The 26,977-nt window shown below is 66.9% G+C and carries 27 protein-coding genes and 1 pseudogene; 8 read left to right on the forward strand and 20 right to left on the reverse strand.

The genetic code is table 11. The annotated features are described in order from the left end of the window. Window positions 1-31 precede the first annotated feature (31 nt). The 4 genes from OG599_RS18350 to OG599_RS18365 all read right to left on the reverse strand — a co-directional run bounded on the left by OG599_RS18350 (window position 32) and on the right by OG599_RS18365 (window position 5,275). The gene (locus tag OG599_RS18350; protein WP_327177052.1) at window positions 32-1,306 is read right to left on the reverse strand and encodes an MFS transporter; all 1,275 of its coding nucleotides are present in this window, start codon (window positions 1,304-1,306) and stop codon (window positions 32-34) included. Continuing rightward, on the reverse strand, window positions 1,303-3,216 hold the full coding sequence (locus OG599_RS18355) for an outer membrane protein assembly factor BamB family protein (RefSeq protein ID WP_327177053.1): 1,914 nt from the start codon (window positions 3,214-3,216) through the stop codon (window positions 1,303-1,305). Before OG599_RS18355 ends, OG599_RS18350 begins: the two co-directional genes overlap by 4 nt. A gap of 434 nt (window positions 3,217-3,650) precedes the next feature. Continuing rightward, window positions 3,651-4,238 (reverse strand): NADPH-dependent FMN reductase, encoded by a 588-nt coding sequence (locus tag OG599_RS18360; protein WP_327177054.1) that lies wholly within the window; start codon window positions 4,236-4,238, stop codon window positions 3,651-3,653. A gap of 356 nt (window positions 4,239-4,594) precedes the next feature. Then, the gene (locus OG599_RS18365) at window positions 4,595-5,275 is read right to left on the reverse strand and encodes a histidine phosphatase family protein (RefSeq protein WP_327177055.1); all 681 of its coding nucleotides are present in this window, start codon (window positions 5,273-5,275) and stop codon (window positions 4,595-4,597) included. Between the two features lie 685 nt (window positions 5,276-5,960). Here OG599_RS18365 and OG599_RS18370 point away from each other — a divergent pair. Next, window positions 5,961-7,370 (forward strand): hypothetical protein, encoded by a 1,410-nt coding sequence (locus OG599_RS18370; RefSeq protein ID WP_327177056.1) that lies wholly within the window; start codon window positions 5,961-5,963, stop codon window positions 7,368-7,370. 29 nt (window positions 7,371-7,399) lie between these two features. On the opposite strand, the gene OG599_RS18375 is transcribed toward OG599_RS18370, so the two are convergent. The 3 genes from OG599_RS18375 to OG599_RS18380 form a co-directional block, all read right to left on the reverse strand. Beyond that, the gene (locus tag OG599_RS18375) at window positions 7,400-7,588 is read right to left on the reverse strand and encodes a hypothetical protein (protein ID WP_327177057.1); all 189 of its coding nucleotides are present in this window, start codon (window positions 7,586-7,588) and stop codon (window positions 7,400-7,402) included. 213 nt (window positions 7,589-7,801) lie between these two features. Next, window positions 7,802-8,323: an Eco29kI family restriction endonuclease gene (locus tag OG599_RS35480; protein WP_442809450.1), complete on the reverse strand. Its 522-nt coding sequence runs from the start codon at window positions 8,321-8,323 to the stop codon at window positions 7,802-7,804. Between the two features lie 90 nt (window positions 8,324-8,413). After that, on the reverse strand, window positions 8,414-9,253 hold the full coding sequence (locus tag OG599_RS18380; RefSeq protein WP_327177058.1) for a GIY-YIG nuclease family protein: 840 nt from the start codon (window positions 9,251-9,253) through the stop codon (window positions 8,414-8,416). A 117-nt stretch (window positions 9,254-9,370) separates the two neighbouring features. Here OG599_RS18380 and OG599_RS18385 point away from each other — a divergent pair, with 117 nt between their 5' ends. The 3 genes from OG599_RS18385 to OG599_RS18395 all read left to right on the forward strand — a co-directional run bounded on the left by OG599_RS18385 (window position 9,371) and on the right by OG599_RS18395 (window position 12,441). Continuing rightward, entirely contained in the window at window positions 9,371-10,687 is a 1,317-nt protein-coding gene (locus OG599_RS18385) for a DNA cytosine methyltransferase (RefSeq protein WP_327177059.1), read from the forward strand. Continuing rightward, window positions 10,684-11,478 (forward strand): very short patch repair endonuclease, encoded by a 795-nt coding sequence (locus OG599_RS18390; protein WP_327177060.1) that lies wholly within the window; start codon window positions 10,684-10,686, stop codon window positions 11,476-11,478. The genes OG599_RS18385 and OG599_RS18390 overlap by 4 nt, the downstream gene beginning before the upstream one ends. A gap of 120 nt (window positions 11,479-11,598) precedes the next feature. Then, window positions 11,599-12,441, forward strand: a complete 843-nt coding sequence (locus OG599_RS18395; RefSeq protein WP_327177061.1) for an Eco29kI family restriction endonuclease — start codon at window positions 11,599-11,601, stop codon at window positions 12,439-12,441. A 12-nt stretch (window positions 12,442-12,453) separates the two neighbouring features. On the opposite strand, the pseudogene OG599_RS18400 reads toward OG599_RS18395, so the two are convergent. From OG599_RS18400 to OG599_RS18440, 9 genes and pseudogenes are all read right to left on the reverse strand, one after another. Continuing rightward, window positions 12,454-13,392, reverse strand: a pseudogene (locus OG599_RS18400) (IS5 family transposase). Further along, window positions 13,370-13,768, reverse strand: a complete 399-nt coding sequence (locus tag OG599_RS18405) for a hypothetical protein (protein WP_327177062.1) — start codon at window positions 13,766-13,768, stop codon at window positions 13,370-13,372. Before OG599_RS18405 ends, OG599_RS18400 begins: the two are co-directional and overlap by 23 nt. Before the next feature lie 193 nt (window positions 13,769-13,961). After that, window positions 13,962-14,492 carry an ATP-binding protein gene (locus OG599_RS18410; RefSeq protein ID WP_327177063.1) on the reverse strand — a complete coding sequence of 177 codons (531 nt, stop codon included), beginning with the start codon at window positions 14,490-14,492 and terminating at the stop codon, window positions 13,962-13,964. A 116-nt stretch (window positions 14,493-14,608) separates the two neighbouring features. Then, window positions 14,609-15,346, reverse strand: coding sequence for a class I SAM-dependent methyltransferase (locus OG599_RS18415; RefSeq protein WP_327177064.1), 738 nt, complete (start codon window positions 15,344-15,346; stop codon window positions 14,609-14,611). 63 nt (window positions 15,347-15,409) lie between these two features. Further along, the gene (locus tag OG599_RS18420) at window positions 15,410-16,804 is read right to left on the reverse strand and encodes a hypothetical protein (protein WP_327177065.1); all 1,395 of its coding nucleotides are present in this window, start codon (window positions 16,802-16,804) and stop codon (window positions 15,410-15,412) included. Between the two features lie 2 nt (window positions 16,805-16,806). After that, window positions 16,807-17,571: a hypothetical protein gene (locus OG599_RS18425; RefSeq protein WP_327177066.1), complete on the reverse strand. Its 765-nt coding sequence runs from the start codon at window positions 17,569-17,571 to the stop codon at window positions 16,807-16,809. 39 nt (window positions 17,572-17,610) lie between these two features. Further along, window positions 17,611-18,195 (reverse strand): hypothetical protein, encoded by a 585-nt coding sequence (locus OG599_RS18430; RefSeq protein ID WP_327177067.1) that lies wholly within the window; start codon window positions 18,193-18,195, stop codon window positions 17,611-17,613. A 160-nt stretch (window positions 18,196-18,355) separates the two neighbouring features. Further along, a complete protein-coding gene (locus OG599_RS18435) occupies window positions 18,356-18,655 on the reverse strand; it encodes a hypothetical protein (protein ID WP_327177068.1) in 300 nt (99 codons plus the stop codon). A gap of 80 nt (window positions 18,656-18,735) precedes the next feature. After that, window positions 18,736-19,245, reverse strand: a complete 510-nt coding sequence (locus OG599_RS18440) for a nucleoside-diphosphate kinase (RefSeq protein WP_327177069.1) — start codon at window positions 19,243-19,245, stop codon at window positions 18,736-18,738. Window positions 19,246-19,649: 404 nt separating this feature from the next. Here OG599_RS18440 and OG599_RS18445 point away from each other — a divergent pair, with 404 nt between their 5' ends. The 3 genes from OG599_RS18445 (at window position 19,650) to OG599_RS18455 (ending at window position 21,861) form a co-directional block, all read left to right on the forward strand. Then, window positions 19,650-20,309 carry an NUDIX hydrolase gene (locus tag OG599_RS18445; RefSeq protein ID WP_327177070.1) on the forward strand — a complete coding sequence of 220 codons (660 nt, stop codon included), beginning with the start codon at window positions 19,650-19,652 and terminating at the stop codon, window positions 20,307-20,309. After that, entirely contained in the window at window positions 20,306-20,716 is a 411-nt protein-coding gene (locus tag OG599_RS18450) for an NUDIX hydrolase (protein WP_327177071.1), read from the forward strand. The genes OG599_RS18445 and OG599_RS18450 overlap by 4 nt, the downstream gene beginning before the upstream one ends. Window positions 20,717-20,895: 179 nt before the next feature. Next, a complete protein-coding gene (locus OG599_RS18455; protein ID WP_327177072.1) occupies window positions 20,896-21,861 on the forward strand; it encodes an FAD-dependent oxidoreductase in 966 nt (321 codons plus the stop codon). Window positions 21,862-22,020: 159 nt separating this feature from the next. Here the strand turns inward: OG599_RS18455 and OG599_RS18460 are convergent, their stop codons facing one another. Then, the gene (locus tag OG599_RS18460; protein WP_327177073.1) at window positions 22,021-22,725 is read right to left on the reverse strand and encodes a nucleotidyltransferase domain-containing protein; all 705 of its coding nucleotides are present in this window, start codon (window positions 22,723-22,725) and stop codon (window positions 22,021-22,023) included. A gap of 533 nt (window positions 22,726-23,258) precedes the next feature. On the opposite strand from OG599_RS18460, the gene OG599_RS18465 reads away from it, so the two are divergent. Further along, entirely contained in the window at window positions 23,259-24,068 is an 810-nt protein-coding gene (locus OG599_RS18465; RefSeq protein WP_327180084.1) for a DUF317 domain-containing protein, read from the forward strand. A gap of 258 nt (window positions 24,069-24,326) precedes the next feature. Here OG599_RS18465 and OG599_RS18470 read toward each other — a convergent pair whose 3' ends face one another. The 3 genes from OG599_RS18470 to OG599_RS18480 all read right to left on the reverse strand — a co-directional run bounded on the left by OG599_RS18470 (window position 24,327) and on the right by OG599_RS18480 (window position 26,848). Next, window positions 24,327-24,707, reverse strand: a complete 381-nt coding sequence (locus OG599_RS18470) for a hypothetical protein (protein ID WP_327177074.1) — start codon at window positions 24,705-24,707, stop codon at window positions 24,327-24,329. Window positions 24,708-24,815: 108 nt separating this feature from the next. Next, window positions 24,816-26,558 carry a relaxase/mobilization nuclease domain-containing protein gene (locus tag OG599_RS18475; protein ID WP_327177075.1) on the reverse strand — a complete coding sequence of 581 codons (1,743 nt, stop codon included), beginning with the start codon at window positions 26,556-26,558 and terminating at the stop codon, window positions 24,816-24,818. After that, window positions 26,555-26,848 carry a mobilization protein gene (locus tag OG599_RS18480; protein WP_327177076.1) on the reverse strand — a complete coding sequence of 98 codons (294 nt, stop codon included), beginning with the start codon at window positions 26,846-26,848 and terminating at the stop codon, window positions 26,555-26,557. Before OG599_RS18480 ends, OG599_RS18475 begins: the two co-directional genes overlap by 4 nt. Window positions 26,849-26,977: the final 129 nt, after the last annotated feature.

Genomic DNA, 26,977 nt, shown 5'->3' on the forward strand with positions numbered 1-26,977 from the left:
TCCTCCTCTTTCTTTGGTCGGACGGAGCTGTTCAGACGGTCGTGGACGTGGGCTTCTCGGCCCAGTGCGCGCGGCTGCGACAGAGATGCCCGACGGCACCGCAGGTCGCGATCCCCAGCAGAAGGAAGGTGAGCGAGGAGCCGGCCAGCCGGTCGAACAGCGGCGTGAGCACGGGAGACAGGAGTGAGGCTGCCCCGGTGATCAGCCACATGAGGCCGGAGGCCCGTCCCAGCACGGCGCCGGGAAGGTATTTCACCCGCATCATCACGACCGTGCTCAGGACCGCGCCCTGGCCCAGGGCCCCGACGGCCATGGCGATCAGGAAGACGGGGAAGGACGGGGCCACGGCCAGCAGCAGCAGCGAGCCGGCCCGTGCCGTCATCCCGAGGGCCAGGGCCGTCCACGGGCGCAGCCGGGTCCTCTGCGCGACCAGCAGGTTGCCGACGAGCATGCAGGCGTTCATGACGGTGAGAGCGAGACCGACCGCGTCCCCCGAGAGGTGCCAGCTTCTCCCCAGGGCGAACACCAGCAGTGAGTTGAGCCCCGCCCCACAGGCGATGTTCAGGACCACCTGGACGACGAGCATCTCGCTCAGGCGACGGTCCTGCGTGACGGCCCGCCAGCCCTCGGACATCTTCCACTGGGTGCCGGAGCCGCTCTGCCGTGCGGCCCGCGGCGGGTGTACGCCCAGAGCCCAGACGAGGATCGGGGCGAAGAAGGTCGCCAGGTTGAGCCACAGCAGCCCGGTGTACCCGATGAACGTCAGGGAGGCGGTGACCACGAGCGGGCCGATCAGAGTGGTCGCGAAGAATCCGCTGTTGAGCATGCCCCGGGCCCGGACGGGGAATTCGGGGAACATCCCGGGCACCCCGGTCATCCAGCCCGTGCGGTATGCCGCCGCACCCACCGCGACGAGGAGCGCGCAGCAGAACAGCGCGGCTGTGGAGTCGACTCCCGCGAGGAGGAGCACGTTCATCCCGAGAGCGGCGGCGGCTTGGAGAAGCAGCCCGGGTACGACGAGTACGCGGGGGCCCCACCGGTCGGCCACCGTGCCCAGCGAGGGCGCCAGAAGCATCGCTATCGGTACGGCGGCGGCCAGCAGGGACATCACGCTCAGTGCGCCGGTGAGCCGGTAGGCCAGCAGCGGCAAGGCCGTCGCGTACACGGACTCACCGATGTTGTTGACCAGATTCCCTGCGGCGAACACGCGGAATCGTGTATTCCGAAGGGGTGACGGCTCGGTGACGACGTTCTCGGCCGGGGCTCCGGCGCGCGCCGGGCCCTGTGAGGCCCCGGCTCGGCTCATGCGCGCTCCGCCGTCCCGGTCGCGTTGGGGTAGTCGCCGCCGCCGTCGGAGAGCCACAGATCACGGACGTTGCTCAGCACACTCTCCGGGCGACCGCGGTCCAAGCGCAGGAGCCGGACGTAGCCGCCGCGTCCGCCCACGGCGATGTACGCGGTTCCGTCCTTTCCTCGGAGAGCTGCCAGGCCCTTCGGGAAATCGGGCAAATCCTCGAGCAGGCCGAGGAGTTCACCGGTGGCATGGTCGTAGGCCGCGATCTGGAGACCATAGGTGACGGCACACAGCACACCGTCGATGACGACGCAGTTCTCGCCGGTGTTGTCGAGCAGTTCGGTGAAACGCTGATCGAACGTGTCGTGGCCGACCTGGAACTCCTTGAAGCCCCCGCCACCGGTGGCGATCACACGGTCGCCCTCGACCAGCAGCCGTTTGGGATAGCTCCCGAGCTCGGTGGTCCAGGTGGCGGCGCCCGTCGCGTCGTAGGCGACGAGCATGCCGTTGCGGGTGGCGAGCAGTCGGCGGCCGTCCTCCAGGTATGCCGATGCCCAGACGCTCGCGGGCAGGTCCGCGACCCGGGAGATCTCCTCACCGCTGGCGGCATCGAGTTCGATGCCGCCGGCGTTGCAGCCGACCAGAAGCCTGTTTCCGTCGGGCGACAGCGCGAGAGTGTGCACGATCCCGGGGAGTTCCCGGTCCCACACCGTTCGCCCGTCCGGTCCCGTGCGGCGTACGGAAGTCGGCCAGCAGATGCCCGCCCAGCCACCGTCGGCGAGGGGCAGGGCGCGCCGCGTGAAGCCGAGTCCGGTGCTCTCCGTACGGTCTGTCACCAGTGCTGGCTGGCCGGGGACCGTTTCCACGAGCCGCAACCGCGCCGTGCCGCTGTCGGTCGCGGCCAGCAGCGAGTCCTCGTGTTCCGGCACGGCCTGGAGATCCCAGACGCACTGCCGGAGATGGCCGAGGCGACCGGTCACGGTGCCGTCGGCTTCGAGGGCGGTGACCTCACCGTCCTGGGTGAGGGTGTAGACGCTGCCGTCCTCGGCGACGGTCAGGTCGATGATCTGGTGGCTGAATCCGCCCACTCGGGCCGCGAGGGTGAGTTCGGTGCCGGTGTTGTCGAAGAGAAGCAGCTCGCCGTCGAAGCCCCCGCTGTAGGCAGTGCGGAAGTCGGGGGAGAAGGCGAGTCCCTCCACGTCGTTGCGGGCGAAGTCGAGCCGACCGGTCACGGTCCCGTCGAAGCCGAGGGTCACGACCCCGTTGGATATGTTCCTCGTCTCGCCCAGGCCCGCGTCGCCGATCGCCCAGAAGCGCTGGTGCCGGGCGTCGTACACGACGCGGTGGACGTTGGACGCGTCGACCTGGACGACGGTGGAGAAGTCCAGATCCTCCAACGAACCCAGATGGATGCGGCCCGACCGGTCGGAGACGGCGTGGACGCCTGGTGCGTCGGTGCAGAACCACTCCAGCATGTCGTAGCCGTGCGGCCAGGGGACGATCCGGTCCACCGTGAAGCTGTCGAGGTCGACGACGACAAGCTGGAAGTATCCGTTGTTCAGGTAGGCCTTGCCGTTCCACACGCCGATGCCGCGCAGCATGGTGGGCGCCGGCTGTTCCCCGTCGAGCAGCAGGGAGTGCGCGGCGGTGGCCGCGGCCGTCAGGCGGTCGACGAGCCGCAGAGTGGGAGCGTGCCAGCGCGAGAGGGTTCCCGCCTTGTCCCGCGTGATGATCCAGTCCTCGTGGAAGGCGAGAGCGTAGACAGGGTCGCCCGCCGGGTCCTGCGCAGGTGTGGAGGCGTGGGACGAGACAAGGACGTTGAGGTCCTGGTCGAGCCAGTGCAGACCACCTCGGATATCGGCGCCCAGGAGGCGGCCCCCGGGCCTGCTGACGATACGGGTCAGGCGATCGATTCTCGCCATCGGAATCCTCCTGGAGGAATTAGGGCCACCCCCCTTCCGGGGGAAGGTGGCTCCTTCCCCCGGAAGGGGAACTGCGGGTATGTCCATCTGACCGGTTGCCCTCTGGGGGCCGTGGATCAGATCTCGTTGCGGGTGATGCGGCGAACGACCTTGGTCATGGAGAACACCTCCTCTCCGTTTCCTGTCCGGCCTCTGGGGGCCGTGGATCAGATCTCGTTGCGGGTGATGCGGCGAACGACCTTGGTCATGGAGAACACCTCCTCTCCGCTTCGTGTCCGGCCTCTGGGGGCCGTGGATCAGATCTCGTTGCGGGTGATGCGGCGAACGACCTTCGTCATGGGAATCACCTCCCCTCGGAGTCGGGAGACGGGCCGATTCGGCACGCGAGAACGCGTGCCTCACGGAAAACTTCTTGGGCGCCAGGACGCGGAAGGTCAGTTGGCCAGACTCAGCCGGGTGCCGATCGCCGGTTCCGGGAGACAGGCACCGAGGGTCGCGTCGACGAGACCGTCGATGGCGGAGGCCAGGGCGGGTTCCGTGTACAGGCCGCCCCTGCCCAGCCGCTGCTCGGCATTACCGATGGCCACGCGCGGATGCTCGATCACTTCGGACCCGGCACGCTTGAGCACGGCACACAGACCCGGCTGAGCGTCAGCCGCTCCGTACGTGCCGGTGGATGCCGAGAGCACCGCGACCGGCAGCCCGGTCAGCGCGCTCGCACCCCATGGACGGGAGAGCCAGTCGAGAGCGTTCTTGAGCACGCCCGAGACCATGCCGTTGTACGAGGGAGTGGCGATGATCAAGGCATCCGCTCCGGCGACAAGTGCGCGAGCGGCCATCACCGACTCGGGTGCGCCTTCCTCGTCGGCGTCCTGGTCGTAGAAGGGGAGCCCCGCCACGTCCAGGTAGGGCGTCTCGACCCCCCTCTCACGCCGTACGACGGCCGCCCGCACGGTGGCGAGTGCGGCCGAGGTGACGGAGTGGCGTCGTACGCTGCCCGGCACGAGCACGATTCTGGTCACGTTCCGCTCCTTCTCGCCGGAAGGCCGCGCTCTTGCCTGGCTGACTCGGCGTTCGTCCTTCGGTGTGCCCATAAGGTCGCGCAACGGGTTCCCGCCGCGTTCCCCAGGAGTTCCCCACCAGCTGTGGGAGGAGTCCACCTGCCCCGGAGGCACCCCAGGGGCCGAAGGGTTCGGGCACACGCCGGCCCGACCCGGCTCCTCTCACGCTCACTCGGGTCGCGGTCGGGGGCTTCGGCATGCGACGTTCCCCGGCGTCCCGCACCCGGGCGGTGGGTACGTGGGACTCCGGGCCGATCGACGCGCGGCAGGCGTCGGTGGTGGGTGCGGGGCAGCAGCGTTTCAGCGGGACGCCGTCGTCACCCGAGGTGCGAGGTGTCGTTGAACAGCCGTAGAGACGCTCCGGATCCGGAGTAGCTGATGCGTGAAAAGGCCGCCGGGTGCAGTTCCATGGCGAAGAGTGCCATCGGCGGCGCGCCGAGCGCCTGTGCCACCAGGGCCTTGACGGGTGATACGTGCGTGACCGCGATGATGGACGCACCGCTGTACTTCGACCTGATTGCGTCAGCGATCGTCTCCGCCCGGCCGAGAACGTCGGTGAAGGTCTCCGTGCTTCCTGTCGGCGCGACATCCGGTGACCGCTTCCAGGCTGCAAGATCCCTCGGGTAGCGTTCCTCGACCTCGGCGTAGGTCATCCCTTCCCACATGCCGAAGTCGGCCTCCCGCAAGTTCTCTTCCACACGCAGTCCGAGGCCGAGGTGGGCGGCTACGGCTTCCGCCGTCTCGACGCAGCGCTTCAGCGGAGAGCACACGACTTCGGTGAACTCGGATCGCCGAAGCAGAGGCGATCCGGCGGCCTGCCGGGCTTGTTCGACTCCAACCCGTGACAGCCCCGGGTTGCCGCTGCCGATGCCGGAGAATCTCCGTTGCGGAGTGAGCGCGGTCTCACCGTGGCGCAGAAACACGGCGTCCGCAGTCTTGGACGCATCCTGCGAGGCGGTCCAGCCAGTCCCGGAGCGGTCGTACGTCGCGCTACTCATCGTGCTGATGTCCAGTCCATCGAGTGTCTGTTGTCGACTCCGACCGCAGGACGCGGTCGGAGTGTGTCTGTTTGCTGCGTGTGCCCTGGTGCTGATGTGGTGCGGGGGTGCGGGCCGCTTGTGCGGCGGCCGTCGGTGTCGATGACGGGGCGGGGCGGGCAGTCGGATGCCGCTGCCTCGCTGGGAAGTGTCCCCGACGGCGGTTGGTGTGGCGGATGCGGGGATGTACGCAGAGGTGGCCGAGCCCGAGCCGACCCGGGCCGGGGTGGCCGGCTGGAAGACCTCGACCGCGATCTTCCTCCGGATGCCTCCCGAAGGATCTCCGGAAACGCAGGAAGGGCCTGACCCTCAGAGAGGATCAGGCCCTTGACCTGGTGTTTCAGCTGTCGGGGTGGCGGGATTTGAACCCACGACCTCTTCGTCCCGAACGAGGGCCGGTTACTGATCTGACCAGCGTCGATGGTGTTTTCCCTGGTCAGAGGGTCGGTCTGCTGTGGTCTCGGGTGGCCTCGAAGGGGCTTGGGAAGCGGGTTGGCTCCCAGTTGGCTCCCAGCGGGACTCGCCTCGTCGACTACTTCAGTTTCTCCAGCGATGGCATTCCACTCGTAATCCTTAGCCCTGCTTCCTGAAGCGACCACCCGTACGAGTCATTGCACCTGGCTCGGCTGCGGGGTGAGCTGTTGCCATGCATCGCTGGTCTCCTCTGAACGAACGACAACTCGCCCTGCTCGGCCGGCTCGCGAACGGCAGAGAGTCCGAGAAGCCCTGGGACCCTGGTGAGTTCCGGACGGCCTACGCGCTGCGCGACCGAGGGCTGGTGACGATCAAGCGCCGTGGGGGCGAAGCGGATGCCCAGGTCACCAAGGCAGGCGTCTTCTACCTCCGGCACGGCCTCCACCCGGACGACCCTGCACACGCCGGGGAAGCCCAGACCGCCCAGGGGAAGGAGGCAGGCATCACCCGCTCGGCGTCCTACGCCGGCAGGCCAGTCGCACTCGCCCGTCGGACCAAGGCGAAAGAACTCATCGAGCGACTCGTCCCGGACAGGCGGGTCACCATCTCCGAGCCCGACGACACGACGGTGACGGAGTGGCGACGCGTGATCTACTACGCGAAGCGCCACGGCCTCGTCCCTGAGGGTAAACGCATCGAAAGTCTCCGCATGTGGAATCGCGACCTGCAGATCTCTTTGGTCGAGGGCCTTCACCCAAACTCACTGAGACAGAGGCCGGATGAGGCACCGCCCGTCCACGTGCCGACTCAGTTGCGCTCTCTGCATCCGGTCGTGGCCGCACTCAGAGACGACGAGGGCCGCCTCGTCATGCCCGGCCCACTGCGCCGCCGTTCGTTGCTGCTTCTCCAGGGCCTCGCCGCCGAGGCGGTACGTCGTGGGCACAAGGTGAAGGAGCGCGAAGTCCCCTCACGCCACCGCAGCCATGCCTACACATATAACGGGCGGCACTACCCCTCTAGCTACTCCCGCCGCGACGGCGAACTGGACCTGGTCGTGGACGGCTTCACCTACACCGCCACAATCCAGCAGGAGTTTCCGCAGTCCACCGAACCAGAGCGCTCCAAGAGCCTCGTGATCGAACTGGGTTACAGCCAAGCCAGTCGGCAGTCCCGCTGGGCCGATCGGAAGCGCTGGGTGCTGGAGAACATCGTGGGGGCCGTTCTTCGGGAGATCGAGACCCGCGCTGTGGAGGACGCTCAACGGAAGGTGGACGAGGAGCGGGCGAAGGCCGATCGAGAGGTCCGCTGGCGGGAGGCCATGGAGGGGGCGAAGTGGCGGGCTGTCGAGGCGCAGTTTGCCGAGGTGCTCCGCGCACAGGCTGGACGCTGGGAAGAGGCGACGGCTCTGGGCCGATACTGCGATGCCTTGGAGCACCGGCTCACGGGCGTGACTGGCTTGGACGAAGCGGATCTGGCGTCTGCCCAACAATGGCTGGCTTGGGCCCGCCGCTACGTAGAGAGTCTCGATCCACTGGCCAGAATCCCCTCCATGCCTGCAGCTCGTGACCAGAAACCTGAGGGCCTCAAGCCTTACCTAAACGGCTGGAGCCCTTACGGACCCGAGGCGCATAGCTTCGGCTGACGGGCCCGACATGGGATTGGCGGCCCGTACTACGGCGTGCCTTTCTCCAACAGATCACGGATCGCGTCGTCTTGCCTGCGAACCACGATCCGCCCGTTCCCATCGCTATACACAACGACAGCGACTCCTGGAGACAGCCCCGCCTCCGCGAGAACTCCCAAGGGAATCTCGACGGTGCCGACTTCGGAGATGGTGGCCTCGGCTGGTTCCCTGATCATTCCGCCAGTGTGTCACCAGACCGTTCACGCGTACGCGCCCCCAGACTGGCGTGTACGAGAATGACCGGGATCAGATCACTCCGGGAGGTCGCCCCGCCGCACTCGTCGGAGGCGTCATGCGTAGCTTCAGGTGCTCCCGCACCGCCTCACGGAGTGGCTCGGGCCCCGGCGATTGGGGCCCACCCCCCGGCCCATGAAACGCCAGCATGGACCTCATGCCACTTTGGCTGCATCTGTTCGGCCTGGCGGGGCCCTCCCTGGGGGGTCGCGCCGAAGCCCTCGAGTATCACGTGTCAGACGGGCTGGAGTTCTCTGATCATCAAGCGCTCGGCCATCGGCGTGAACGAGGTCGTCGGCCGGAAGGTAACGGACATAGAAGCCCTTCAGCTCGAAATCAGCTGCCGCTCCGAGCTTCCGCCGGTGGGTCGAGATCCGCTTCCAGAGCGGCGTTCCTTCCCACGCTTCCGCGACCTCAACGCCCTTGCGGCCGCCATCGGGGTCGGGCTTGCCCGAATAGATGGGAATCTCGAACGATCCGGAGATCGGCGTGCACAGCTCGGAGTCCCCCGCGTAGTAGATCGCGTAGATCCCGAACCGTTGAACGACCGGACCCTGTCCATCCGGACAGTTCGCCGGAGGCGAGCGCCCAGGGCACACTGCGCCCGAGATCCTCCCGTCGAAGCGGGTCTTAGACGCCGTCAGCGCCAGCCTTTCGCGGCTCGTCCACGGGGCCATTGAAGGGAAGTTGCGCTGTCACTGTGGCTTCTCCGCTTCATTGCTTGAAATCACTGGATACTGACTGTGATCTGGCCTGCGGTAGCCAGGTCAGCTGTCCGCAGTTGACGATTCGACTTCGACCGGACCCGCCGGCTCGGCCTCGGGCACGGCGTCAACGCGCTGGCCGTCCCGATAATGCCGCCAAGCGCTCCTGTATGTACCCGGACTGTCGTCGTACATGATCACGTAGCCCATGAGGGCGGTGATCTGCCACGTGGCTGGTATCTCTGCGGAGATCAGCTCAAAGACCTCGTCGGCCGACATTTCAGCCGACGCCACATAGACGCTTCGCGTCTTGAACTCCGTCAACTTTCCGTACCTGAAATTGTACGGAAGGTCGGCCTTGACTGTCTCCAGGAGTTCATGCAACGTCGTTTCGCCGGGCGAAAGCCCTTCGATCGGCCGGTCCAGGTCGATGGGGAACACGACGTCGAAGTGGTTCTGCTTCAGGACGGTGTTGTCCCGCTGGCGGCCGGGGTCCTTGTTGCCAAAGCCGTTGTTGTTCCAGGGGATGTTCCCCATGCCCTTGTGGTGGCTAATGAGCAGTTGCTCCGGGGCGAGAGCGGAGAAGTCCTCCGCTACGTACAGGCACGAGAAGGTCATCTCGTCCAGGGAGATGTTGCGGCGACCCGAGATCTTGCGGTGGTGGTTGCGGAGACGGGCCGGCAGAGACTTGTCGGCCTTGCCGACGTAGACGAACTCGTCGTTCAGATACAGCTGGTAGACCCCGGGCTTCTCCTTGAGCCGCGCGATACTCGGCTCCGTGAGTGGAGCCCTGTCGAGTCCATCGAGCGCGGCGGCCAACTGGTCACCGAGTGCCTTGGTGATGCTCAGGGTGAAATCTTTGTGGTACCGCGTCCCGTCGTCGGAGCCCACCACCGGCGCCATCCGTGCCACTCCTTTGGTCGACATGATCTCGGAAACCCTATCGGTGACCTGTGCGCCTGGCCGAACCTTCACCTCGAAATGGCTTGAAGATCCACAACTCCGCGGTATGCTTTTCAAATGGCTGAACTGCAAGGAAGATCAAAGAAGGACCGCACGGGTGTCGAACTCTTCGCTGGCGCTGGCGGTCTGGCCATGGCTGTCCATCGTGCCGGATTCCGCCCACTGCTCTTCAACGAGTTCGCCAAGCGGGCGTGCGAGACCCTGGAGGCCAACGGGGCTCAGCGACTGCCTGACGGTGAGAAGCCGACCCGAGCCCCCGGGCCCGACGAGAAGGTGCCCCTTGTCGCGGGCGATGTCCAGGAACTCGACATGGACTACCTGGCGGGCAAGGTGGACGTGCTTGCCGGTGGTCCTCCCTGCCAGCCGTTCAGCCTCGGCGGCGTCGCCAAGGGGGACGAGGACAAGCGGAATATGTTCCCGCAGATGTTCAAGGCGGTCCAACAGATCCAGCCGAAGGCCGTGATCTGCGAGAACGTGAGGGGCCTGCTCAGGCCCTCGTTCGGCCGCTATTTCGACTACATCCAGCGTGAGCTGGAGCTGCCCTTCGAGAAGCGTGGCGACCGCACCTGGGAGCAGCACTACGAGCACCTGCTGGATCGGCGTGAAGCGGAGCCGGACGACCCCACGAAGCGGTACGACATCGTCATGATGCCGGTGAACGCCGCCGACTACGGGGTGCCCCAGATCCGCAACCGCGTGATCATCGTCGCGTTCCGTCGCGACTTGAATGTCGACCGTGAGCTGTTCAAGTCCCTCGTGAAGCCGACTCACTCCGAGACCGCCCTCTTCCGTTCCATGGAGGAGGGCGGGGAGTATTGGAAGCGCCACCCGAATGTTTCGGACCATGTAAGGGAGCGGGTCGCGGCCCGCCTCCCGAAGACCATGCCAATCGACGACGGCCTATTGCCCTGGAACACCCTGCGTGACGCGATCGCCGGTATCGGCGACAACAAGCCCCTGCCAGATGTTCCCGACGAGTGGCTGGATCGCGACGAGCACTTCCTCGGCGGGTTCACGGAGCACATCGGCTGGCCTGGTGCCCGCATCTACGACGGACACACCCCCAACGAACTCGACCGCCCGGCGAAGACCGTCAAGGCCGGCGTGCATGGTGTGCCCGGCGGAGAGTCGGTCATGCTCCTCGATGAATTGGTGGCAGACAAGACCGTCCCGGGGGGCGTCCGGTACAAGTACAGGTACATGACGGTCCGCGAGACCGCCCGCGTCATGACCTTCCCTGACACCTGGGAACTCAAGGGCCCGCGAGGGGAGAAGATGCGCCAGCTCGGCAACGCCGTACCCGTTGCCCTTGGCGAGGTCTTCGCCAAGGCGGTTGCCGCCGTCCTAGACGAGGCGGAGGAGCGCCAGAAGTGACGGCGCGCACCAGTAGAGCGCAGAGCGGCTGGAAGCACGACCCGCCGCCGGACCGGGCATGGAAAGGGCGGCCCGGCAGGGCACGCTCCGCTATCGCGGCCGAACAGGACCGGGCGGCCGGCGGTCGTCACAGACGGTCTGTGGACCTCGGCGAGGGGCGGTTCGCCCGAGCCTCCGTGGAGCTGAAGGTACTTCCCGACACACGACGCATTCGCGCGTACCTGCGCTGGTCCGACAGCGGCAAGTCGCCGGCCCGCTATCTCGGACAGGTCGAGCATGAGACCCGGGCCGCGAACCTCGCCGAGGGCTGGAAGGCGGCCTGGGAGAAGGGCCTTCTTACCGAGGAACCACCGGCTGAGGGCTCCTGGGCTTCGTCGCCGTCAGTGCGTGCGGTGATGCGGGGCAACAGGAGCAAGGACACCCGTCCCGAGCTGAGGCTCCGGTCCTTGCTGCACAAGCAGGGTCTCCGCTATCGCGTGGCAGCACGGCCCCTGCCTGAACTGAGGCGCACTGCCGACCTGATCTTTTCTAAGCCCAAGGTCGCGGTGTTCGTCGACGGATGCTTCTGGCACGGTTGTCCGGAACATCTTCGGGCGTCGCACAAGAACGCCGAGTTCTGGCGCGGCAAGATCGAGGGCAATCGAATCAGGGACGCGGAGACGGATTGCCTCCTGCGAGAGGCGGGCTGGACGGTCGTTCGTGTCTGGGAGCACGAGGATCCTGACGCGGCGGCCGCGCGGGTGATAGGCGCCGTGCGAGGCTTGACGGTAAACCATCATGAATCGGAATGATGTGCGCTTATTGTGCTAGTCAGGTCAGATGGGCGGAGGCTCTCCGCGCAGGCGCCCGAATCTGACAGTGTGTCGCGCCTGGGGTCGGGTGTGTCTCTGGCGGTGGGTAGGATCCCGCCCATGGCTCCCAGCCCCGCATCCACACAGTTCAATCCGTTGGGCCTTGACTTGCTCGGCCGTAATCTCCGGGAGGAGATGGACGGGCGTCCACGCGTGCCCCTTGACGAGGTGAAGCCGTTCCCGGGCGCAGGGCTATATGCGCTCTACTACAAGGGCGATCTTGAGATCTACAAGGGGCTGAAGGATGCCGACATCCCCATTTACGTGGGGAAAGCCTCGGCTGGTGATAGCAGCTATGGAGACGCGCCGAATCTGGCTCAGCGGAAGCTGTTCGATCGAATAAGCGACCACCGTAGAAGCATCAACGAGCCAGCTAATCTCCATGCTTCGCATTTCGACGTCAGATGTCTGACCCTCGATGATATCTGGATCGTCCTGGGCGAACGGGCCCTTCTGCGCGCCTATAGCCCCGTTCTCTGGAATACCGTGATGACCGGGTTTGGGGGAAACCCGCCAGGTCAGGGGCGGAGGAATGCTCGCTCGGTCTGGGACTCCGTCCACCCGGGGCGGAAGCGAGCGGCCGGGCTGCTCTGCAACCGCAGTTACAGCGGTGTCGAAATGGAGGGGCTCATCCTGGACGGCATCGAAATCTCGCTGATGGAAGTGGGCGAACAGCGCGATAAGAAGTTGAAGGAATTCCGAAACCGCCCTGCGGAGATCATCTGGCAGGAAGGGAAGAGTTCCGGGAAGGGCCCTAAACCTGTCCTCGTGTTCCGGAAGGGTGCGTTCTTGGAAGAAAATGGTCGATTTGGAGTCGACCTCAGTGATATCGAATGGCAGCTAGCTGCCGTGCCGGAGCAGAAGACAACAGAGGAAGTCGTTTTCGACGCTGCCGAGGGATGAGCATCGCAGGCACTAGGCCGTGTCTGACAAAAGATCACGGACTGGTTTCGCGGAGCCAGAGGATCAGCGAGGCCAGGACGACTCCGGCACGGTAGCGGTTAACGAGCTTGTCGAATCTGGTGGCGATCGCGCGGAACTGCTTGAGGCGTGCGAAGCATCGTTCGACCACGTTGCGCTCGCGGTAGACCTCCTCGTCGAAGGCAGGCGGCCGTCCGCCGAGGCGCCCTCGGCGTCGGCGGTTGGCCGCTTGGTCGCGGCGCTCGGGGATCGTGACGGCGATGCCGCGGCTCCGCAGCAGGTGCCGGATCGCCCGGCTGGAGTAGGCCTTGTCGCCCAGGACTCGGGTCGGTGTCCTGCGCGGGCGGCCAGTACCGACTCTCGGAACGCGGATCCCGTCGAGGACCTGGTCGAAGGCGGTGGCGTCATTGACGTTGCCGGGCGTGAGCACGATGGACAGGGGCAGGCCCCGGCCGTCGACGGCGAGGTGAACCTTTGTAGTCAGCCCGCCTCGGGACCGGCCGAGGGCCTGGCGCGCCTGCGAGCGGCCCGGATCTTCCAGTTCGTCCCCGTCTGCGCCCCCTTTTTGCGGGCACCGGCGGCGTGCTGGTGGGCCCGGTTGATCGTGGAGTCGACGGCGACGGTCCACTCCACCCGGCCCACCGCGTCGTCGCGAACCTGGACGTGTTCCAACAGCTTCACCCAGGTCCCGTCCGCTTCCCAGCGGGCAAACCGCTCATAGACGGTCTGCCAGGGTCCGTACCGCTCGGGCAGATCGCGCCACGGAGCCCCGGTCCGCAGCCGCCACAACACCCCGTTGACCACCTGCCGGTGATCACGCCACGGCCGACCACGCCCATCCACCCGCGGCAACAGGGGCTCCATTCGCTCCCACGCCGCTTCCGTCAACTCGCCACGAACAGCCACAAGATCAAGTATGAGCCTCAGCGGCATTGGCCTGGTCCACGACTTCAGCGAAGTAGGTCCAACCGTCTACTTCGAGGTTTTGCACCGATGGCCGGGTGTCCAGAACAGGCGCCGCGGCGTCGAGCAGGCGCCGGACCGTTCCCGGCTCGTAGAGGTTGAGCCAGGCGCGGTCCCGGAGGCGCACGACCGTGCCCGCCTCGAAGTACGAGTTCGAAACGATCCTGTCCGGGCCCGGGGCAAAGACCACGGCCAATCGGCGTCGAACGCCTTGCGCTGGCACCTCTGGAAAGAGAGAAAGCGTCAGCCGGCAGTCAGCGTAGTCCGGCCTCACACGCTGCCGCACAGTCCAACGCCAGACGGCCTCGTTGACCACGAGGCGGCGGACGCGTCGATCATTCCCCATCGAGCCAGCGTAGATCGCTGGCCTGGACGAAAGGCATCTTGGCTTCACGCGATGTGGTCACCTCCATCGTGATCATTTGTCAGACACGCCCTAGGTCGAACGGGGACTGACGCCCATGGGAGTCGGCGCTCGTGGCGATTCATGTGGCCCGGGCTTGGTCATTGATGCGCGGTGCCACGGTTGGTCGGCGCGACTACAGCTCGCGTAGGCCGGTCAAGACCCGCCCGATGAGCGTCGGGGCGGCTTGGCGACCGCCGGGCGCTGGCTCACCGAAAGCGGCGTTGGGGCGAGCGGGAACCTCTGCCCAGACGATCTTCCCGAGGTGTGGCTGTGTGGGGCAGTAGCCCCAGCGGTTGGCCATGGTCTGGACAAGAACGAGCCCGCGGCCCCCGGTGGCACTGGAGTCTTGGGCCCGAGGAGTCGGCGGACGCAGGTCGGGATCACTGACCGCGAGCACGATGCCGTCGTCGGTGGGCCAGAGCCTGAGAGCGATCGTGCCGACACCAGGGGATCCAGCGGCGGACGTTGCAGACGTCTCCGTGGGCTGGGCGTGCTTGATTGCGTTGGTGGTCAGCTCAGAGACGAGGAGCCGGGCGACTTCGATGCCCTCGGCGGGGAAGCGCCACCGCTGGAGGATGTCGACGGTGTGGCGACGGGCCCAGGCGACCGCGTTGGGGGTGGCGGCCAGGGTCAGTTCGCTGATGGATGGGGGGACCTGGTTCATGCGGGTGGCTCCCTCGGCGGCCTGACCGGGCGGGTGCGGCGCTGTGGCGTGGATGGAGGCCCGCGAGGCCGGGACGGGCTAGGGACGGGGCGTTTCGGCCTCGCGGGTTGAGGGGCTTATTTCGTGGCGACGACGTAGACGCTGCCCCAGCGGCGCTTTGGGTTGGCCATGGTCGGGTCGAAGTTCCAGGGCTCGATGGTGGTGAAGCCAGCCTCGGTGAAGAGTTGGACGAGCTTCTCGTGGTCGTACGCCCACAGGTGCGAGGTGTACGTGGGGTCGTCGTCCTGGTCGCGGAAGACGAGGTTGACGAGGTCGAGTCGCGTGTTGATGTCGCTACGGCAGTCGCGCTTGGCGTACCAACGCTCGATCGTCTCGTCGGTGGTGGCAAGGGGACCGGGGTACTGGTTCAGGGCGAAGGCGGCGTCAGGAACGCCGGTGATGATCCGGCCGCCCGGTGCGAGGACGCGGTGGGCCTCACGGACGTAGGACTTGGCCGAGCGTGGGTAGTCGATGTGCTCCAGGAAGTGCTCGGAGAAGATCTCGTCGGTGCTGCCGTCCCGGAGAGGGATTCCCTCGCGGACGTCCCAGAGGAGGTCGGCCGGTGGAACGAGGTCGATGTTGAAGAACCCCTCGATACGGTGCGCTCCGCCGCCGATCTGGACCTTGGCGGGTGTGTCGTTGATGCGGCCGTTGGGCCAGGCGCGGTGGCTGGCGTGGTGGTAGTGGTGAAGTTCGATCTCCTTGGCGGCGGCCCGGAGGGCGCGGGCGAGGCCGTGGGTAGTGGCGGGGTCGGCGAGTACGGAGGCGATCTGCTCGCCGAGGAGGTCGATGGAGGGCATGCCGAAGGGACTCATCACGGGGGCTCCTGCGTGTGAGGTTGCTCGGATGGAGTGGGCCGCGGATGGCGGCGACGATGATCAGGCGACGCTGGGCGCGGGAGCGGTCCACTGGTTGTTGCGCATCAGGGTGTACTTGATGTCCACCAGCCGCGGGGCGATGGTCAGCGAGAGCTCTTCGGCCGGGTGGAGGTGGCCGGCATCGTCCTGCTCAGCGCGCCAAACGCGGTAGTCGAGGTCGGGGTAAGCCGGGTTGATGCCGATCTCGCCCTTGGGCATCGTGCCGTTGAACGGGGCGACGATGTCCATGTGGTTCCAGTAGTTCCAGGCTTGCAGCGCCTTGTGCTGATCGAAGTAGAAGTAGAAGTCGGGGTAACGGCCGAAGGTGCGCAGCTCCCGGTGGATGAGGTGGCCCAGGAGTGGTCCGAGCTGCGTGGCCAGGGAGTCGAACTCCCAGCGCGTGTGGTGCCAGGCTTCGGGGGCGTCGCCGGGTGTGAAGAGGCGGGCAGCGACGAGGTAGCTGATCCGCTCGACCAGGTAAGCGTTCGCGTGGCTGGTGTCGATGGTCGGGTCGACTCGGTGAATGAGCGTGGCCAGGTGCTTCGGGCGGGGACGGAACCTTGCGAGGTCGAACTTCCCGGCCATGGCCGGGAAGGAGGCGAACAGCATCTCCTTGTAGAGCCAGTTGTTCAGCTCGCCGAGTTCGGCCAGGCGCCGTGTGTGGTGGGAGGTCGAGTGGAGCATCAGGTACTCGGCGACGGCTTCGAAGTACAGGTAGCCGAGGATTGGCAGGCGGGGGATTGTCTCGTCGAGCAGCTTGAGAAACGGCTCGGCATCGATCCGCGTGCCCTGGTAGGCGACGGCGGCAGCCATGGCGAGGAACGCGGCCGAGTTCTTGACGCGGCTGACGACGGTCTCGCGCAGCTGGTGCCGTTCGTTCTTGCTCAGGAGATATTCGAGGTGGCTGTAGATCTGCAGGTGGATGAGGCCCAGCCGCAGGTAGTCCACTCCGGCGAGCCCACGGTAAGCCTGCGGCGGAGTATCGATCTCGAAGATCAGCGGGGTGGGGACGCGGTCGGTGACGCCGAGCTTGGCCAGGAAGGCCGGCGCTTCCTTGGTCAGGACGTAGGCGCCCAGGTTGTGCATGCGGAAGCCCTGGTCGGTCGCGGTGAGCGGCGCGCAATAGATGCTTCCGACGAGGCAGCCGCCCGACGGGTAGAGCACTCCCTGCCGGCTGATCTCCTCCAGGGCGTGGGTGACGTGCAGCAAGTGCAGCTTGCCGTTTCCGCTCAGGGCCTCGAAGAGGGCGTTCTGCCGCAGCAGGTGGCCGTTCGGGGTCTCCTCGGCGAGCCGTCTGTCCCAGCCTGCGGCCTGGGTGGCGAGCGGGTCGGTGCGGTCGGTGGGGCTGGGGATGAGGGTGGAGTCGAAGAAGGCGTGGGCATCGGCCCACAGGTGGTAGGCGTCGAGGAAGTCCATCGTCAGACCAGGCCCCTCTCGGCGAGCGCGTAGCGGACGGCCGCAGTGCCGCTGGCCCCGGCGAGGTAGGCCCGCTCCGAGGCTAGGACCAGGCCGAAGGCGAGGCCGCGCAGCTGGTCGAAGGCGGGCTCGTGGACGTATTGGGCGTTCGGCCACCACTTCAGCTTCGGAAGGCGGTAGCGGTCCAGGGCATCAGCTGCCTTGACCACGTCGGTGATGCGCTCGGCCCGGGCGTGGTCGGTCCTGTCGTCCGTGGTGAACGCCTCGTACGGGACGTCGTGCAGGCGAACGGCGGTGGCCGCCTGAACGATTCGCCGAGGAGTGGCGGTGAGGCCGAAGTGGCCCCAGACGGTGTCGGCGTTCGCGGCGAGCCAGATGGCCGCGCGGGCGCCGTGTCCGTGGTCGTCCTTGTCGTTGCGGCGCTGGCAGTCGTGCACAGCAGCGGCGACGATAGTCGTGGCGGTGTCGGCGTCGTCCAGGCCGTCGGCCTCCGCGAGGACGGCGGCGAGCGCCGCCGTCCTCATGGAGTGCCGGACACCGTGGAGCGACGTGTACAGGCGAGGGTCGGCCCACCACCGGGTGGGCAGTCCGCCGTGCGCGAGCAGCTCCTTCGACTGTTGGCGCAAGACCGGCGCCGGCGCTGGTGGAAGGTCGGGCCTGTTTTCGCTGATCCACGCGATAGTGGCGTGGTCCATATGCTGGTGGAGCGGGAGCTGCCTTCGGGCAGCCAGGTCGATCAGACTTGCGGTCAACGGGGTCGTGCTCATTCGTGCCCACCCCCTTGGTGGTATCCGCGGTGATGTTCCCTACCGGATCGGCGCGGCCTGCTGTTCGCGCTCCTTGCGCTCCTTCTCGGCAGCTTCGAAGGCGGCCGTGAAGTCGGCTAGCTCCTGCTCCGTCATCAAGGTCACCCCGAGTGTCGCGGCGACGTCCGTGATCTTGGCCTCCGCCTCGGCGCGGGCTGCATCCGAAGCTCCGTCCTCCAACAGGACCTCGAACTCGGCGTGGTAGCCCCACGCCTCACTCCACTTGACCGCGATCTCGACGCCGTCGAAGCGGAAGTTGTGACGGAAGTTGAACGCCTCGTGCATCGCCGCCTCGAACCCGAGAGCGTTGAACACCTTCACAGCGGCGGGAACGTCGGCGGGTGCGATGGCGAACTCGGTCTCCGCGAAGGCAACGCCCTGCCCGATCTTGCTCCCCTTCAGGGTGATCTTCGCGGTGCCGGCGGCGGTGTTGTCGGTGACCTTCAGGAGCTGGTCGGGGAGCACGTAGAAGTAGATGTGCTTGTCGTCGGGGCCCAGATCCTCGCCGTCCGTGTGCAGGCGGGTGACGAGCTGGTCGTGGGCCTCCTTGGTGAAGCGGGCGCGCATCTCGATCTCGACGGCCACGGGGCTGTTGCCTCCTCGTTTCAGGCATGGCGAAGCCAGCCGGACCCTGCCGCGAGGGGGCCTGCCCGGTCGGGCGATCGCTATGAGGGTTGGTGGTTGTGCGCGAGGTGATGCGGCCGATGCGGGTGCCGACCGCATCACCCCGGTGCATTTATGGGTGTCAGCCGAGGGCGCCGAAGCGCGCCTCGACGACTCCCGAGTGCAGGTAGGTAGGCAGCTGAACGCCTCCCACCGACGTACGGCCGGTGGCGACCTGCTCCTCCGTCTCGCTGGAGAAGCCCTCCAACAGACGCATGCACTGCTGGGCCCACTCACGCGACGCGGGCCAGTCGCCCAGGTCGCGGTGGCGCACAGCCAGGGCGTACGCGGTCTCGGTAGCCGCCCACAGGTCGGTCACCAGATCGCGCTGGAAGATCGACTCAAGCTCGTCGGCGGAGGCCAAGCGGGTCTGGTTGGTCATGGTGCCCTCTCGAATCAGACGGTCATACCCCAGTGGTGATCAACGCATCGGCGCCCCCGCAGTGACGCCGTGACCCGCTGCTAGTACGTGTAGATCTCGGCCAGCGTCTTGTAGTCCTGCAGTTCGTCCTTGTCGAACCACAGCTCTACCTCCTGCTTGGCCTCCTCTGCGTTGCCGGAGGCGTGCACGAGGTTCGCGACCGCCTTACCCGAGGCGGTGCTGGCCGCCGCACTGTAGTGCGAGAGATCGCCTCGCACCGTGCCGGCCGGAGCCTGGTTGGGGTACGTGCTGCCGACGATCTTGCGGACGGTGGCAATGGCGTCGAAGCCTTCGAGCACCAGGGCGATAACCGGGCCCTGCTGCATGAATGTCGAGGTGACGTTATAGACCTCTGAGCCGAGCCGTTCCTCAAGGTCGAAGTAGTGGCGGCGGGTGAATTCTGCGTCCATCCACTTCATCTTGGTGCCGACGATCTTCAGCGCGGCGTCCTCGAATCGTGTGATGACCCGTCCTGCCAGGCCACGCGCCAGTGCATCGGGCTTGAGCAGGACGAGCGTGCGCTCGACAGTGTGTGCCTGGTCCTCGACCATTGACTCCCTTTCGCCTTGCTGACAACCGAACATGACGGACGATCAGCCGTCACGCATGAGGTTACCGGCGCTCGCAGGGCGGCTCGGGCTGCGAGCAACGTCCTGGAAGGCGAACGTCAGCGATAGAGCTGACGGCCAGCCATCCGAGAGGACTGATTCAGCCAACTTGCCTGTCTCTGTTATCCGCTCGGAGTACGCACCTAGAATCTCCTCGTAGTCGTCTGGCGGTTTGGCGCCTCGTATGCGCCTTCCAGCGGCTGAGCCATCGGCGGGTGATTCCTTGGCCCCTGGTGACTCCGATTCTTCCGGGGTTTGTGCTGCGCGACCATGAAGCGACAGTGCAGTCGGAGTGCACTTTTAGCGCGCGGGGTTCTGCATCGGAGCGGCGACGAGGGGACAGTTCGGTGGACGTGATCGAGCGCTGGAGCGGTCGCTACGCCTGTCTGCTGCAGTCCGCGCTACGCCTCGGCAACGAACAGTTCGCTACTCACCTGGGCATCGCCGTGAGGACCGTGGCCACCTGGCACTCCGACGCGGCTGTCGTGCCTCGCAGAGAGATGCAGCAACTCCTCGACACGGCCCACGAGCAGGCCCCTGCGGCTGCGCAACAACGCTTCACACTTCTATTGGCGAGGGAGCGGGCTCCGGCTGGATCGACGCCGACAGGGGCGCAAGCCTTGCGCGTAGCCATCGCGGTGGTTATCCGAGACAGCGATGTCCTGCTTGTGTGCCGACGGGATGACGACGCTGCCGGAATCACTTGGCAGTTCCCGGCCGGCGTCATCAAGCCGGGAGGCAAGGCGGAGACCACAACCGTGCGGGAGACTTTGGACGAGACAGGCGTCCACTGCGCAGTCCGACGGCACCTTGGGAACCGGCTTCATCCCGCGACCGGAGTCCTGTGCGACTACTTTCTCTGCGAGTACCTCGCTGGAGAGGCGACCAACAGCGACGCAGCCGAGAACATCGACGTCATGTGGGTTCCCAGAAATGCCGTGACCCGCTTCATTCCCGTCGATACGATCTTCCCACCCATCTTGGCCGTCCTGGAGGAACAAACGTGACGCAGCAGAGCGCGGAGGAGCGACCTGGCATCGCCGCGGCGATCGTCGTCCACAAGGGGCGGGTCCTCATGGTGCGCCGCCGGGTCAGCGAGGGACAGCTCTCCTGGCAGTTTCCTGCTGGCGAGGTTGAGCCCGGCGAGTCACGCGAAGGCGCCGCTGTGCGTGAGACCCAGGAGGAGACCGGCCTGACCGTCTCCGCAGTGAAGTTGCTCGGAGACCGGATCCACCCGAAGACGGGCCGGCGGATGTCATACACAGCCTGCGACGTGGTGAGCGGTACCGCCTATGTCGCAGACACCGAGGAGCTGGCCGAGCTCGCCTGGGTGACCCATGGCGAGATCGTGCAGTACGTGCCGTACGGGCTGTTCGAGCCCGTACAGGCATACCTCGACTCAGCACTGCTGTAAAAGGTTGGTGCGCGCCCCGGAGCTGGTCGTCTACGCGCCATGAACCCTGGCGCGCCCTGGGTGTCTCCGACCTCTCCCCTCAGGAGCAGGCAGCGCTAGTCCGCAGCTTCTTGCCGGTCCTCGAAGAGCCCTCGCCCGACATGCTCCATCGATGCCACCCGGCCGTTAATGTCGAGATCGTGAACGCAGGGGAGCGCGTTGTCGTGGTCGGGGCTGGGGTGGCAGGACTGACCACCGCCGTCGTTCTCGCCGAGGCCGAGGCCGAGGCCGGGGCCTTGGTGCGAGTGATCGCCGAGCAGGTGCCCGGTGCCACCTCGCTGGCCGCCGGGGCTATGTGGGGCCCGTACCTGGTGGAGCCGAAGGACAAGGTCGACCGGTGGGGACAGCGGTCCCTGGAGGTATTCCGGGAGCTGGCCGAGGACCAGGCCACAGGCGTCCGGCTCACCAGCGGCATCGAGGCATCGCGTACGGCCGAGTCACCACCGGACTGGGCTACGGCCCTGCCGGGGTTCCGGCCGTGCGAGCCGACCGAACTCCCGACCGGGTTCACCGCCGGGTACCGGTTCACAGTGCCGCTGATCGACATGCCCGCATATCTCGACTACCTCCTGCACCGGCTGCATGTGGCCGGCGCAACGGTCGAGCAGCGACGTTTGACTTCGCTCGCGGAAGTCGGCCCAGTCCCTGTGATCGTCAACTGCGCGGGCCTGGGAGCCCGCGACCTGGTCCTGGATCCAGAACTGCGGCCGATCCGCGGCCAGCACGTAGTCGTCACCAACCCGGGGCTCACCGAGTTCTTTTCCGAGGACACCGGCACGTCACCAGATCTGCTCTGCTTCTACCCGCATGGAGAGACCGTCGTCCTGGGCGGCACAGCTATCGACGGCGAAGGCGGCCTCGCCCCAGACGGCAAGGCGGCGGCTGGCATTCTCGCTCGATGCGTCAAGGTCGAACCCCGCCTTGCACGCGCCCGTGTCCTGGAGCACCGGATCGGCGCTCGGCCGACCCGATCCACGGTTTGCGTGGAGGCAGAGCAGGGGGAGAGCGGTGCGCTGGTTGTGCACAACTACGGTCATGGGGGTGCCGGTGTCACTCTGTCGTGGGGGTGTGCCGAGGAGGTTCGGGATTTGCTTGCTCTGAACTGACTCGGGGTCTACGACCGCCAGACGGAGAGCAGCACTCAGCTCACGGAGGTTTCCGTCCAGCAGGCGCTCGGTAAAGTGGTTGGTGCGGCGGGCGCGCCCAACAGAGTCGAGCTGTACCTCAAGGTTGGCCGCAAGGTGGCCCCTCCACGGCGACTTCGTTCACGGAGTGCCACCGCGCTTATAGCCGACCCACAGCCGACCGCCGACCTGCTCCAGCACTTCGTCCACGATTTCCACGAGCGGCTCAATCCGCCTCGCCAGTACGTCACGAAGGCCGTCGTGAAGGCGCATGCTGAGTCCCGGCGCCGTGGTCTCAAGACGGCGCGCCAGCCACTTCCCGCCTCCGTTCCAAGATCCGCCGACGGTCAGCGCCAACTCGCCGGTGCGTCGTACCAATTCGGTGGCAATGAACAACCGTTCGCTCTGATCTTCGCTCCCCGCAAGGTCGTCGAGAAGGTCAGTGATCGCATAGCGGCGATCATCGATCTCTTCTGCCGACACCGTGGGCGGTCCCGCCGCGGTCAGCTTCCGGGCCTCAGCGGCGACGTAGGCGCCGACCCCGTCGTGGTCGAAGAGCAGGATTCCGTCGGCGCACATCCAGAGCAGCGGTGATCTGCGCTTTCGTACTTCCCGTTCGACGAATGCGTGCCACGTTGCCTTGGTGTGCACGAACATCTCCACGGGCCACTCACCGTGCTGGACGCTTGCCCGGTACGGGGCTGGGGATCCATGAAGGAGCACCACGATGTCGAGGTCCGACATCGCCGTGCGGCGGTTCGTCACGACGCTGCCTCCGAGGAAGGCGGCCCGGGCATCAGGGTGGTGCTCCTTGATAGCGGCACGTGCGGCGTCGATCGCATCCATGCAGTAACTATTCAGCACTCTGTCTGTCGTGCGCACCGGGTTTCTACGGGGATACGGCAGGGCTGTACCCAGGGACCGACTGCTGCTCCTTCTGGCATGTCTCCAGGCCAGCGGCCACGTGCCTGGGGACGAGAAGTCGGCGAATGGTCTCGGGCTGTGGCCTTGGCCTCCGTCTGCGCTGACATTGACGCGGGATGGGGTTGACGGCCCCTACGCGGCGCCTCCGGCGACGTACGAGCGTCGCCCGTGTCCCAGTTCGCCGGGGGCAGACAGGAAAGAGCCGCGAAAGACTGGCCAGCGAGAGCAGAGAGATGTCAACGTAGACGACCCGCCAGAACCCCAGGTCAGAGTGCTGATCGGCGCGCCTGCGGTTCCCCTTGGCCGCAGCTTCTTCACTCGTCTATCTAGCTGGCGGCGCGACGCCGACAGCGGGCTCGGGCGCCTGCCGCCCGAGGTAGTCGTCGCCATGAACCGGCAGGCTCCCGTCCAGGCGCTGCCGGCGGCAAGTGCACCCGAACCCGGCCCTTGGAGGCATCCTGAATCCGCACTACCCGTTCGATCCCTCTTTCGCGGCTGGCGCTCTTCCCGCGTACTGGGTCAGCCCCCGACACCTGGCCGGCGACGACGGTCGTCTCTGCGATGTCGTCGCGGACAGCCTCGCCGGTCTGGGCTGGGCGAGTCTGACAGCCGTGCGAGGACGGCGAAACTTCGATGACCTGGGAGATCACCAGGTGGTGCGCAGCACCGTCCTGCACATCAGTCCCGACGCCCTTCGGTGGGCACAGTGGGTGCTGGCGGACGAGCCGTTCCACCTCGGTGGCCTGCCGGTCGCGTGGCAGGTCTCGGCCCGCTCGGACACCACCAGTTCGCTCGCGGACTGGTCCGCCTACTTCACCCCAGGCGTACCGGGAGAGGCCATCACCGAGTTTCTCCTGGCGCTCGACCAGTGCAGCCAGCCCACCACCTTGTACGACGGTCCCGAGGTGGTCCTCGCTGCGGCCGCCAGGCACGGTTGGCTCCGCGACGCCGACCAACCCCACGCGGCGGCGATGCACCCCACCTTCACCGCCCGCCTCAGCCTCGGTGAGGTGCCGCCCCTCATCCAGGATGCCGACCCCAGCGTCCTGACCGCCGAGGGGGACGGGCAAGTGGCGATGGGCTGGCAGGCGTGGGCTGAGCCTGCAATGGGGGCTCCGTACCTGTGGGCCGCCTCATTCAGCGCGAGCGTGCCTCACCGTCTGGTCGCCGCGTTCGCCTCCTCGCTCAGCTCCACGGCACCGGTACTGCGCCGGGTGCTGCCGGAAAGCACGCGGGACCAGCTCCTGTGTGCCCCCGCCAGCTGAGAAGCGCCCCCCCGCGCGTAACAAAGCCGGGCCTCCCGTCTGGGCGGCCCGGCTTTGTGCTGCTCTAGCAGGTCTTGTGTGCAGCGGACTCGTGGCTGCTGGGGCGGGACCGTGTCAACACTGGGTGCTATGTCCCGCTTGCTGGCACCGCTGAGCGACGGCGCCTATCTGATCTCTCGTCGCTCCGATCGCTGAGGCTGGCAGACACTCCGGCCAGGCCGATTCCTCGCCCTGGTCGAACAACGACCCGGCCCCTCGTCAGTAGGTGTTGGCTGTGAAGGGGCGCGGGGGTTTGGCTACGAGGCCGAGCAGGCGGTTGAACTCCGTCCGGTCCTCTTCGCTCATGAGCTCGTGGGCGTTGCCGAGGTTCTTCACGGTGAGCTGCTGCATGAACGGGGCGAGGAAGCGCTGCAGTGCTTCCGAGGCGTCAGACCATGCCTGCCGGTGATTCACGAAGCGCTTGAACTGCGCGTCAAAATCGAGGAACTCGCTGCGAGTCGCTGTGAGGACATGAGCCTGTTCCTCCTTGCTGAACGGCCGTCCGTCGCGATGGCTCCACGTGTTGGTGTCGGCTCGGTACTTGAAGTCCGCGTCGGCGAGGAGGGCGATGATGTCGGGTCGGGATGAGGTTGCGGTCATACGGGTGTGACGCTCCTTGTGGGATTGGATGGGGAGCATCAATCGTCTGGAGAATCGCCGGTTGGGCTAACCGGCGATCGTCGGCTATGTTGCGCCCGTTTCCCCGGGTCAGTGCCTGCGGCTGGAGTGGTTCGACGCCTGAGCCGCGGGCGGTGTGGCGGAGGCCGGTGTCGGGATGTGCTGGCCGTCTCGGGTGCCTGCGGTCTGGAGGCTTTCGGGTGCCGCTGCGGGCAGGTGGGCGCTGCGGCGTAGGCGCCAGACGAGGACATCGCTGATGGAGTCGGCGCTGCCGAGCTCGCGTCGCCGGGCGGCGTCGGTGAGCAGTGCGGCGGGGTCGTGGCCCGCTTGGCGGGCGTCGGTGAGGGTGGCGGCCAGGGCGGGCCAGCCGGGCTCGGCCTGGATCCGTTCGGCGAGCTCTGGCAGTGCCTGGTGCAGGAGATCGGCTTGCCGCTCTCGAATACGCGGTGCCATCCGCTGGCCTCGCTGGCGGAGGGTGGCGATGGGGCGGGCTGCGGCTGCCTGGTAGGCGGTGCGTAGGTGTTCGGCGGCTTGCTGGGCTGCGGCTGCCTGCTGGCTGTGGTGCTTTTTGGCGTGCCAGTTCGCTGCGGCGATGGCGAGGAAGATGGCCATGTCGATGACCATCGCCGTGGTGGCTCCGTCTTCGCCGCGGCCGAGTGCGGGTCCACTGTGGACGAGATCGTGTGCGGCCTGCCGCAGGGCGTGGTCATGCCCGCGTGCAGCGCGGATGTGGGAGCGGCTGGCCCGCTCGAACACGAACGCCGCCTCCCGGAGTTGTGCACGGGTGTGGGCCGCAGAGGTCTTGGCGAGCGCGTCCAGGACCTCACTCGCTGCGGCGATCTGTGCCGCCGCCATGCCGTCGTCGCCGTGGTCGATGATCAGTAGGGCCTGCCAGCTGGCAGCCGCAGCCCGGCGCCGAGCGAACGCGGGATGGGTCACCTGTGGCAGGGCGGGCTGCACCGGCTCGGGACCGCCCTCGGAGACCGCCTCTGCTTGGAGGGACCAGCGTTCGCGGATGCGGGGCAGGGACAGGTCGGGTGCGAGGGTGGAGCCGGCATAGAAGACCGGCTCGTCTTCCTTGTTGCGGTCACCAGGCAGTGCGACCCTGTAGCCGAGCAGATCGCCCGAGGGTGCGATCCGCTTGCGGATCAGAAGGCCGTCGGCGGCTAGACGGTCGAAGAACTCATCTGTGGAGGCGGCGCCGGCCGATGCGCCGCGCACGGTCTCGCGCAGTTCCTCTCGCACTGTGCGCTCTCGCCCTTGGCGTTCTGCTTTGTGGCGCTCGGCGCTGGTGGGGCGTTTGGCTGCGGTGCCGTCGCCTGGGGTAACGCGGTGCAGGTCGTAGTCGGCTTCGATGAGACGGGCTTCGGTCTGGGCGCGTTGGCCGGAGCGGTGGTGGTCGGGGCGGCGGCCGTCCTCGCGTACGAGGGTGGCGATGATGTGGATGTGGTCGTCGGCGTGGCGGACGGCGGCCCACCGGCACCCGGCGTCGTCTGGGCCGCCGGAGTCGATGCCTGTGGCGGCCACGATGCGGCGGGTGATGTCGCCCCACTCCTCGTCGCTCAGGATGCGGTCGGTGCGAGCTGCGCGGACGGAGCAGTGCCACACGTGCTGGTCGGGCCGCTGGTCTGCGTCAAGGAGGTGCAGTGGCTGGTCGAGAAGCCGCTGGAGGTCCTCCTTCGTCGCGGAGGGGTCGCGGCCGGGGTCAGGCGCCATGTCGTCGAAGGAGGCAACCAGGTGCGGGTCGACGTGCTCTTCGCGGGTGCCCTTGCCGTAGAGGTAGTTGAGCAGGCCGAGGGTGCTGCTGCCTTGCTTGTGGATGCTGGGGATCAAGTGGTCTCGTCTATCTGCCGGTTATTGATCCGCTCGACGGCCGCCTTGGTGGCGGTGGCCGCTCGGCGGACGTAGGTGAGGGCTTCCTCGATGCGGGTGCTGTCGATGTCGCCGCCCGAGTTGAGTGTCTTGGTCATCTGGTTGAGGTTGCTGCCGGCCCAGCCGAGCTTGCGGCTGGTGGCGAAGAGCTCGGTGAGGATGTCGTGGTCGGCGGCGATGGTGGCGGCGGTGCGGGTCTGGTCGCGGGCGGCGGCGAGCGCGGAGTGGGCGAGGAATCCGGCGATACTCATGCCGACGGCATCGGCGCCGGACTGGATGAGAGCGCGTTCGCGTTCGTTGAGTCGGACGCTGTGGGCGGGGCGCTGCTTCTTGTCGCGCGGGCGAGGTTTCCCCTTGGTCAGGCGCGTGTGACCGGCCTT

Origin of the sequence: Streptomyces sp. NBC_01335 (assembly GCF_035953295.1) — a bacterium.
Classification (GTDB): Bacteria; Actinomycetota; Actinomycetes; order Streptomycetales; family Streptomycetaceae; genus Streptomyces.